This window comes from Streptomyces katrae (genome assembly GCF_000966975.1).
Taxonomy (GTDB): Bacteria; Actinomycetota; Actinomycetes; order Streptomycetales; family Streptomycetaceae; genus Streptomyces; species Streptomyces katrae.
Window position 1 is genome coordinate 1 of record NZ_JZWV01001076.1, and the last position, 2,632, is coordinate 2,632.

Annotated in this window: 1 protein-coding gene and 1 pseudogene; both read left to right on the forward strand. The window is 73.7% G+C overall.

Annotated elements, in window-relative coordinates:
- Window positions 1-120 precede the first annotated feature (120 nt).
- Window positions 121-1,513 (forward strand): annotated as a pseudogene (locus tag VR44_RS32550) (hemolysin family protein).
- Window positions 1,510-2,574 carry a hemolysin family protein gene (locus tag VR44_RS32555; protein ID WP_045951233.1) on the forward strand — a complete coding sequence of 355 codons (1,065 nt, stop codon included), beginning with the start codon at window positions 1,510-1,512 and terminating at the stop codon, window positions 2,572-2,574. The pseudogene VR44_RS32550 and the gene VR44_RS32555 overlap by 4 nt, the downstream one beginning before the upstream one ends.
- Window positions 2,575-2,632: the final 58 nt, after the last annotated feature.

A 2,632-nucleotide genomic window follows, 5' to 3' on the forward strand; every position in this document is an offset into this window, starting at 1 on the left:
CACCCACCCGCCCCGGGATCCCGTGGCCCGTGGGCACCTGCGACCAGAGGAGTGACTCCCTCCAGCAATGGACGGATCGTCCGGTAGTACCCGCGCCGCCCTCCCCGTGGAGGCGGCGGCATGACCATCCCGCTACTGCTGCTCGTGGCGGCATTCGCCCTGATCCTCGCCAATGGTTTCTTCGTGGCGGCCGAGTTCGGCCTCGTCACGGTGGAGAAGCCCGAGGCCGAACGGGCCGCAGCCGACGGTGACCGCCGTGCCCGCACGGTGGTCGAAGCCCTGCGGGAGCTGTCCTTCCAGCTCTCCGGCACCCAGCTCGGCATCACCATCACCTCCCTCGTCGTCGGCATGCTCGCCGAACCGGCCCTCGCAGCGCTGCTGTCCGGGCCGCTCGCGGCGACCGGCCTGCCCGAAGGGGCCGTCCCCGGAGCCGCCGTCCTCATCGGCATGCTGCTCGCCTCCGCCGTCCAGATGGTCGTCGGCGAGCTCGTCCCGAAGAACTGGGCGGTCTCCAAACCGCTCCAGGTGGCCCGGTTCGTCGCCGGCCCGCAGCAGGCCTTCTCCCGGGCCTTCCGGCCCGTCATCGCCGCCCTCAACGCCGTCGCGAACCGCCTCGTGCGGGCGCTCGGCGTGGAACCCGCCGAGGAGATGGCCTCCGCCCGCACCCCCGGCGAACTGGTCTCCCTGGTCCGCCATTCGGCCCAGGCCGGCGCCCTCGAACAGGACACCGCCGACCTCTTCGTACGGACCCTCTCGCTGGGCGAGCTCACCGCCCAGCACGTCATGACCCCCCGGGTGAAGGTCAGCGCCCTCCAGGACTCGGCCACCGCGGCCGACGTACTGAACCTGACCCGCGCCACCGGCCTGTCCCGCTTCCCGGTCTACCGCGAGCGCATCGACGAGATCACCGGGGTCGTCCACCTCAAGGACGCCCTCGCCGTACGCGAGTCCGAGCGCGCCCGTACGACCGTCGGCCGGATCTGCGTGGCCCCGCTGCTGGTGCCGGGCTCCCTGCCGGTGCAGCCGCTGCTGGAGCGGCTGCGCAGCGAACAGCCGAATCGACGAGTACGGCGGCACGGCCGGTGTGGTCACCCTGGAGGACATCGTGGAGGAACTCGTCGGCGAGGTCCGCGACGAGCACGACCTCGCCGAGGCCGACAGCCCCGAGCTGGCCGCCGTCCCCGGCGAGGACGGCCGGCCCTCCTGGGAGGCCGACGGCAGCTGCCGCGTGCACACCCTGCGCCGCATAGGCCTGGAGGTGCCCGAAGGCCCGTACGAGACCGTCGCCGGCCTCGTCGCCGACCTCCTGGGCCGGATCCCCGCCCCCGGGGACCGGGCCGAGCTGCCCGGCTGGAAGCTCTCCGTCCGCCAGGTCCGCCGCAACCGCGCCGAACGGGTCCGGCTGGTCCGCCTGACGGCCGCGGCGCAGACCGCCGCCGAAGCCGTCCCGCAGCCCGCCCGCACCGCCGGGCGGCAGCGCAGCGAGCAGCAGCTGGAAGGCGCCGCCCGATGAACGCCCTCCAACTCCTCTTCGCCCTGCTCCTGGTCCTGGCCAATGGTTTCTTCGTCGGGGCCGAGTTCGCGCTCGTCTCCGTACGCCGCAGCCAGATCGAGCCGCTGGCGGCCGCCTCCAAGCGGGCCCGCCAGGTGCTGTACGGCCTGGAGAACCTGCCCCGGATGATGGCCGCCGCGCAGTTCGGCATCACCCTGTGCTCGCTCACCCTCGGCGCCGTCGCCGAGCCCACCGTCGCCCGGCTGCTGGAGCCCGTCTTCGAGGCGGTCCACGTGCCCGAGGGGCTGGTCCACCCCCTCGGCTACGCCTTCGCGCTCGCGGCGGTGGTCTTCCTCCACCTGGTCATCGGCGAGATGGTCCCGAAGAACCTCGCCATGGCCGCCCCCGAGAAGACCGCCCTGTGGTTCAGCCCCGGCCTGGTGGCCTTCGCCCGCGTCTGCGGGCCGGTCACCACCGCCCTGGGATCCTGCGCCGCGCTGGTCCTGCGGCTTTTCAAGGTGGAGCCCAAGGACGAGGTGGAGGCCGTCTACACCAGTGCGCAGCTCGGCCGGCTGGTCAAGGACTCCCGGCAGGCCGGGCTCCTCGAACCGGTCGAGCAGGAGCGCCTGGAGGACGCCCTGGAGCTGGGCAGCCGTCCGGTCACCGACGTCCTGCTGGCCCCGGGCCGGCTGGTCACCGTCGGCCCGGCGGTCACCCCGCGCCAGATCGAGCAGCTGACCGTGCGCACCGGCTACTCGCGCTTCCCGGTCCGCTCCGACAGCGGTGCCTTCATGGGCTACCTCCACGTCAAGGACGTCCTGGACCTGGAGGACCGCGAGCGGGCCGTGCCGCAGCGGGTCTGGCGCCGGATGACCACCCTGTGCTCGACGCTCCCGCTGGACGACGCCCTGACCGTCATGCGCCGCGACGCCACCCACCTGGCCCAGGTCGCCGACCCGGCCGGCCGGGTCCTGGGCCTGGTGGCCCTGGAGGACGTCCTGGAAATGCTGGTCGGCGAGGTCCGCGACCCCGCCCACCGCATCCCGGCCCGCCGCCGCGACCGCCCGGCCCTGACGGCCTGACGCCGCAGCGCCTCAAACGCCGGCGGGGCTATCCACAGCCCCGCCGGCGTTTGAGGCG

Bases quoted from the DNA above. Each gene is read 5' to 3' on its own strand.
- VR44_RS32555 (WP_045951233.1), top strand. From the start codon at position 1,510: ATGAACGCCCTCCAACTCCTCTTCGCCCTGCTCCTGGTCCTGGCCAAT.